This is a genomic window from uncultured Agrococcus sp. (assembly GCF_945915485.1).
Classification (GTDB): Bacteria; Actinomycetota; Actinomycetes; order Actinomycetales; family Microbacteriaceae; genus Agrococcus.
The window spans coordinates 1-6,803 of sequence record NZ_CAMEFJ010000110.1; the positions used below are offsets into that span (position 1 = coordinate 1).

General features: G+C 64.9%; 6 protein-coding genes. 2 read left to right on the plus strand and 4 right to left on the minus strand.

Features of this window, described 5'->3' with window-relative positions:
* From Q0O95_RS12635 to Q0O95_RS12650, 4 genes are all read right to left on the minus strand, one after another.
* A partial coding sequence (locus Q0O95_RS12635; RefSeq protein ID WP_293699298.1) for an extracellular solute-binding protein occupies nucleotides 1-776 on the minus strand: 776 nt, incomplete at its 3' end.
* A gap of 583 nt (nucleotides 777-1,359) precedes the next feature.
* On the minus strand, nucleotides 1,360-1,767 hold the full coding sequence (locus Q0O95_RS12640) for a hypothetical protein (protein WP_293699300.1): 408 nt from the start codon (nucleotides 1,765-1,767) through the stop codon (nucleotides 1,360-1,362).
* Between the two features lie 80 nt (nucleotides 1,768-1,847).
* Nucleotides 1,848-3,968 (minus strand): FtsX-like permease family protein, encoded by a 2,121-nt coding sequence (locus Q0O95_RS12645; RefSeq protein WP_293699302.1) that lies wholly within the window; start codon nucleotides 3,966-3,968, stop codon nucleotides 1,848-1,850.
* Entirely contained in the window at nucleotides 3,965-4,756 is a 792-nt protein-coding gene (locus tag Q0O95_RS12650; RefSeq protein WP_293699305.1) for an ABC transporter ATP-binding protein, read from the minus strand. The genes Q0O95_RS12645 and Q0O95_RS12650 overlap by 4 nt, the downstream gene beginning before the upstream one ends.
* A gap of 137 nt (nucleotides 4,757-4,893) precedes the next feature.
* Here Q0O95_RS12650 and Q0O95_RS12655 point away from each other — a divergent pair, with 137 nt between their 5' ends.
* Both Q0O95_RS12655 and Q0O95_RS12660 read left to right on the plus strand, forming a co-directional pair.
* On the plus strand, nucleotides 4,894-6,078 hold the full coding sequence (locus tag Q0O95_RS12655) for a histidine kinase (protein ID WP_293699307.1): 1,185 nt from the start codon (nucleotides 4,894-4,896) through the stop codon (nucleotides 6,076-6,078).
* Nucleotides 6,075-6,710, plus strand: a complete 636-nt coding sequence (locus tag Q0O95_RS12660; RefSeq protein WP_293699309.1) for a response regulator transcription factor — start codon at nucleotides 6,075-6,077, stop codon at nucleotides 6,708-6,710. The genes Q0O95_RS12655 and Q0O95_RS12660 overlap by 4 nt, the downstream gene beginning before the upstream one ends.
* Nucleotides 6,711-6,803 lie beyond the last annotated feature (93 nt).

The following is a 6,803-nucleotide window of genomic DNA, read 5'->3' on the forward strand; positions in this document are numbered from 1 at the left end:
TCGCTGAACTCATTGGCGACGGGCATGCCTTCGCCGGCTGCCGCGTGTATTCTGCCGTTCCAGGCCTGCATGAGCGGCGTCTCACCGCTTGCCGTCAGCTGGACCTGTTCGTCGCCCGTGTCGTACCAAACGATGTCGTCACGAATCGAGTCGAGCATTTCGAACGCCCGGTCGAGGTCGAGCGGATAGAGGTCTTCGGGTGCGACTCCGTCAGCGAGCAGTGCCGTTTCGAGCGCGGCTCCCGCTGCCGAACGCCACATTCCGCGCTTGCCCGGGAACTCCTCCGTGTCGAAGAACTCCTCCCACGTGGTCGGGTGAGCGTCTGGGAACGTATCGGTGTTGTAAGCGATGTTGTAGGTGTAGTACAGGATCGGGATGGAGCACTCCGTCACCTGGTCCATGTCGACGCCGTTCTCCTCGGCAGCTGCGATTACCTCGTCGCTCAACGGCTCAAGCTTGCCGTCGGCGCAGGCGCGAGCGGTGAAGTGCGGTTCACCCTGGACGACGTCCCAGCTGACCTGCCCCGCGTCCACCATCGCTTCGAGCTGCGCGTAGTCGGTCGGAGAATCCTGACTGATGGTGATGCCCCGCTCCTCGGCGAACGGCTCGAACATTTCGGCGTAGGAGATCTCCTGCGACACACCTCCCCACTGGACGACGGTGAAGCCACCGTCTTCACCACCGCCATCCCCGGTGCCAACGCCTCCCGTGCAACCCGAGAGTCCGATGGCAACGGCCGAAAGGCCGACGATAAGAACGGATTTTCTTCTCCGCATGACGATGCTCCTCACTACAATTTCGACTGCCGGTAGAACAACCAGCCATAAACACTCTTGTCAGATTCTGCCCGTATCGCAAGTTACCGAGCGCACTGTTATGCAACAGAGACCCTGCGAGACACAGTCTCGCGGACATCTCGACCATCGATCCTGGACTCCCCGTGACGATTCTCGGTCGCGCCATACATGCACCTGTTCGGCCCAGCGTGCGGCAGTGATCTCCGGCTTCTACCAGGTCGGTTCCCCCGACCCCTTCAGCAAGGAGACCGCAAACGTGAGACTGCATCTGGTTGGAGCGTGTGCGCTGCGCCTCAGCGTTGGGCTTCCCTCGCCGTCGAGTGCGACGAAAGTTGCGTGTTAGAGTGCGCGCGGATAGGGAGTCGTGGCGAGGATGGCCGGTAGGGGTTCTGGGCAAGGCGGAGGAGGAAGGGCGCAGTGGAGCTGCGTTCGACGACGACAACGCAGTCCAGGAGCGCTACCGACCACCGCAGTAGATTCCGCCTATCCGCGCGGGCTCTTAGCTGATCCGCATGTACGCCTCCCGAGGGGCGAGGCGTGGTGCACACTCCATGCAGCCGGGCTACTCGTTCTCAGGGTCCGACCAGGCGAAGTGCACTCCGCCGCTGCTGACGACCGCCCAGGAACCGCAGGCGGCTCCTGCCTCGGGAATCGGGTCGATCAGCCACTCCGGGTCGAACGGCGGCGTCGTTGTAATATCCGCCGCGCTGCAGTGCTCGGAATCGAACTCGGTCGGGCTCGTCCATCGCATGAGACCCGCATGACCGTCGAGCTGCGCAATCATGCGAATGTCGGTCGCATCGTCAGGCACGAATCCCTGGAAGCGGAACGCCTCCCCTGATTCCTGGACGTCGGCAATCGTGTCGAAGTGGAACTCGCGTTCCCCCACCTGAAACGTGTCTTGCACTACGGTGCATCCGCTTACGGTCAGCGCGGCGACTGCGCCGATTGCGCCAACGAGCAGTTTCATTCGAGCGTGCATAGTTTTCGTACCTTTCTGAGTATTGACCAGGCTGTATCGAGGCCGGACGGCCGTTGCGGCGAGGGGTTTCATCGAGCTGCCATGCCAATCGCCGGTGAAACACGGCCCGCTGTCCGCATGGGGATCGCGGCCGCCAGGATCGAGGCGATGATGACGCCGAAGAAAACGGCAGTGAGCGAGCCGATCGGCGGTGCACCGGCAGACATCCCCAGCGCGTTCAGCGCGAGCAGACCGTAGCCGCTGCCGAAAACGACACCGGTTATCGACCCCAGCGTTGCCGCGAGCGCAGCCTCGATGGCGAGTGAGCGACGCGCACCCGCTCGAGTCATGCCCAGGGCGCGGATCAGCGCGATTTCTTCGCGCCGCTCGGCGACGGAGAGCGCCAGGGTGACCATGACTCCGACCATTGCCACGATGAGGGTCACGCTGATCATGACGATGCCGATGATCTGGCCGATGAGGAGCGTCTGCTCGATACCCGCCCGGACGTCGGATGCCCAGAACACGGGCGTGCCGTCGCTGACGCTCTCGAGCACCGCCGAGCGCAGTTCAACAGCGCCAGTTCCCGGAGCGGGATCAATGAGAATGTCGAGCCCGTCGACGCGAACATCCACTGCCGGATGCTCGGTCAGCAGGTCGACAACGGCATCGGGGTCGTCGACAAAGTCGACGGGAATGATCGCAGCGGAGGAGAAGTTGCTCTCCATGTCCTCGCGGGCATCGGCGGTAGCTCCGGCTACGCCGACGACGAGTGAGGCCGTCAGCCCAACTCCCAGCATCAGAACGGTGCTCATGGCAGCCGTGCGGCGGGAGGACCGACGTGCGTTCGATACCGCAACACGGACCGCTCCCGACGACCCGGTCAAGGGTCGAAGGAGTGCCGCGAACCACTGAACGATAAAGGGCCCGATGCACACGAGCGCGACGAAGAGCAGCACACCGCTGAGCGCCGTCAACCCGAGTGCCAGGAACTCGTCGGTGCTCGCCGCGATCGCACCTGCCGCACCGGTGGCGACAGCGCTCAACGCAAGGACACTCGCTGCGACCAGGCGCACAGCGCGTCTGGTCGACCGTGCCTCCGTTGCCCTGGCTGCGCTCAGCGCTGCTATCGGCGAGGCTTTCCCCGCGGCTTTCGCTGCCGGAAGCGCTGCGACAACGGTGGAGAGTGTCGCCAGCACCAGGCACGCAACGAGTGCGAGCGGGGCCGAGTTGAACGCATCCGTCAGCAGACCGCTGGACTGCGCAACGGCAACGAGCCCGGCGGCGAGCGCCCATCCGACCGCGACGCCGACGATACCGCTGAGCAGGCCGATGCATGCCGCTTCGAACAGCACGAGACGCCGTAACTGCGCGCGGCCCGCACCGACGCATCTCAGCAAAGCGAGTTCGGTCGCCCGACGCGAGAACACCGTCCGGAAGGTAGAGCCGACGATCACGACGGCCGACAGCAGCGCAAGGCCGACGAACACGGTGAGCGCGCCGAACACGCCTACGAGCGTGTCCGTCACCGTTCTCGCCTGGTCGGTTCGTTGTTCTTCGCCGCTGATGACGAGGCTGTCTCCTATCAGCGCGCTCACGGCATCCGGATCCATGTCACCGGCGATGAAGATCTGCACCGGGGTCATCGAGCCGATGGCGACGGCGTCCTCTTCCGTTATGAGCCCGACATCCATGCCGAACTCGTGAATCTGCCCGATGCCGGCGACGACCAGCTCTCGCCCCGCTGCGACGACCGTGTCGCCGACCGAGACCCCTGATCGTTCAGCGGTGCTGACACCGAGGTAGATCTCGCCCGCTTGCAGCGCATCCCCCTCCTCCAGGTCGGGGATGGCGCTGAGAGCGCCGGAACCGGGGTCGCTTGTCAGTTTCCACGTGGACGTCAGACCGCCCGCCTCAACGGAGACGTCTCCCAGGTACTCGACCGCGACTTCGTCCGTCTCGGGCAATGCTGCCACTTGCCCCGCCATATGGGCGACGGCCTCGTTGTCGATGCTTTCAGGGGGAACGACGACAACATCGGTCGCTTCCGGTGTTGTCATTCCGAAGGCGACGAGTGCGGCCCTTGCGTTGATCGCGATAAGGATCGACGACGCTGCGAAGGCGGTTGCGAGCGCGATCGCGAGGCCCATCATCAAGGCCTGTTTTGGCCGTCTCCTGATGCTTCGGACGGCGGTCTGCGGGACGATCATGCGACGGCTCCCGGCTGCGCGCTGATCGCGGCGACGCGCTCGAGCACCGTTTCACGAGTGGGCTGATTGAGGATGCCCGCCGAACGTCCGTCTTTCAGCAGCACGACTTCGTCTGTGACGGCGGCGGCCGAGGGGTCGTGCGTCACCATGACCACGGTCTGCCCGTAGTCGTCGACGCATGACCTGAGAAGTCCCAGCAGCGCTCCGCCGGATGCGCTGTCCAGTGCGCCGGTCGGTTCGTCGGCAACGATGAGATCCGGGTGGCCGAGCAGGGCTCTCGCCACCGCGACTCGCTGGCGCTGCCCTCCCGACAATTCTGACGGCAAGTGCCGAAGACGGTCGGCGATGCCGAGGCGGCCGACGAGTTCGGTTCGCCATGCGCGGTCGGGGCGTCGTCCTGCGAGCGACAGCCCGAGGTCGATGTTCTCGCCGGCCGTGAGGTGGGGCAGGAGGTTGCCGTCCTGGAACACGAATCCGATCCTGTCGCGCCGGATGGCGGTGAGGGCGGCATCATCCAGACCGCCGAGATCGGTCTCGCCGAGCAGAATCCGACCCGACGTCGCGCGATCGAGACCGGCGAGGCAATGCAGCAGGGTCGACTTACCAGAACCGGATGCGCCCATGATCGCGGTGAACCGCCGGCTGTGGAGCTCGATGTGCAGCCCGTCGAGTGCGCGCACTCGACTGTCGCCGGCGCCGTACTCCCGTACGAGGTCGACCGTTCGGGCCGCGAGCTTCGATGATGGAACAGTGTTGGAGGGTCGCGAATGACCGTCAGCAAGAATCATGCGTCTACTCTCACGCTCACACCACAGGCCTCGCATCGACCTCCAGAACGGCTTGTCGTGCCACTCATCGTTCCTTTGAACGATTTGCATTCGTATCGTGGTGGCGGTGGCCGCGCACTCAATAGACTGACCGGGTGATGACGGGCAGGAGCACTGGTGACACCCGGCCGCTGCGGTTGCGGCGGGTACGCTGGCGAGTCCTGGCAAGTGCCGCGGAGTTCGGAGTATTGGCGCTGCTGTTGGCCGCCGACTTCGAACTCGGCTCGCGGCTCATCGTCGACCCTGATTCGAGCTTCATTGCCGGCGCCCTTGCTACCGCCTTCATCGCGATCGTGGTGGCGGGGCTCGCGCTGGCGCGCAGGGTGATGCCGATCGGCGTGGCCGTCGGATCGGCGTTCGCCGTCTCCTTCCTCGGTTCGGTGGTCTCCGTGCCGGTCGGTAGCCCGGCTCTGTCGCTGACGGAGACCGCCGCGATCATCGTGCTGACGATTTCCGGGATTCGCGGATGCGCGAGGCGCGGTGCGATCATCGTGGGTGCCGCTGCGCTCGCCGTGACCCTCGGCGGGGTGCTCCTGCGTCTTGGTTTCGACGTCACGTTCGTATTGCTCGCACTGCTGCTCTGGGGCTGTTCAGTCGCTGGCGGCTTGGCGGGCCGGTACATGCTCACGAAACGAGAGTCGGCGGTTGAAGCCGCGCGCCGAGCAGAGCGCATGGAGCTGGCCCGTGAGCTCCACGATGTCGTAGCGCACCAGGTGACCGGCATTGTCGTGCAGGCGCAGGCCGCGATTGCTGTCGCGCACAGTGACCGCGAGCGGGTCACAGAAGCCCTGGAGTCCATTGAGACCGCCGGTGCGGAGGCACTGTCGGGGATGCGCAGGATGGTCGGGGCGATGCGGGAGGAGTCGGACGATGGATCCCCGCTCACGGTGCAGTACGCGCTCGCGGACATCCCGGCTCTTGTTGAACGATTCAATCCCGGGCTCACACGCACGACGCTGACCTTCGAGGAACCGACCGATACGACGCCTCCAGGGATTGGCGAATCGGCGTACCGCGTGGTTCGGGAGGCGCTCACGAACGTGCGAAGGCACGCCCCTGAGGGCAACACCCGAGTTTCGGTGCGGTCAGCGGGAGGCCAGCTGCTGATCGAGATCGACAATGACGGAGTGAATGACGGCACTCGGATGCCCGGGTCGCGAGGGTTCGGGCTCACGGGCATGGCGGAGCGCGTCACTGCCCTCGGAGGAACCATGCGCGCCGGAGCCGTCGAGGATGACACGTGGAGTGTGCGAGTGAGTCTGCCGATGGCGGCGGAGCGATGATTCGGGTGTTCCTGGCCGACGATCAGGAGATGGTGCGCGCCGGGTTCACGATGGTGCTGGAGGCTGAAGGCGATATCGAGGTGGTGGGAACCGCAGGGTCTGGCGAAGACGCGGTTTCTGCCACGAAACTTCTGCACCCCGATGTGGTGCTGATGGACATCCGTATGCCCGGTATGAACGGGATTGACGCGACCGGCCTGATCACGTCGATGCCGGATGCACCGCGTGTCGTAGTTGTCACGACGTTCGACACCGATGAGTACCTGCGTTCTGCGCTGCAGGCGGGGGCCTCCGGATTCCTGTTGAAGGATGCCGGTCCACGTCTACTGGTCGAGGCTGTGCGAGCCGCAGCGGACGGGGATGCACTCGTGTCGCCCTCCATCACCGTACGATTGCTGGGTGAGCTCGCATCAGCGACAACGGCGCCGACCGAGCACCACGGCCTTTCCGATCGCGAGGTGGAGATCGCCGCCGCCATTGCACGCGGCGGCACGAACGAGGAGATCGCTGCTGACCTCTTCGTTTCGCTCTCGACGGTCAAGACTCACGCTCGGAACATCACGGCCAAGATCGGAGCCCGCAACCGGGTCGAAATCGCCGCGTGGGCGTGGCGTGCCGGCGTGGTCAGTTAACGGCACTCCCTTGACCCGACCCGATCGGGGTCACGAACGCTAGATGCAGTCCCTCGCGAGACTGAGCTCCGTGTATTGATGCCATTCAACTTC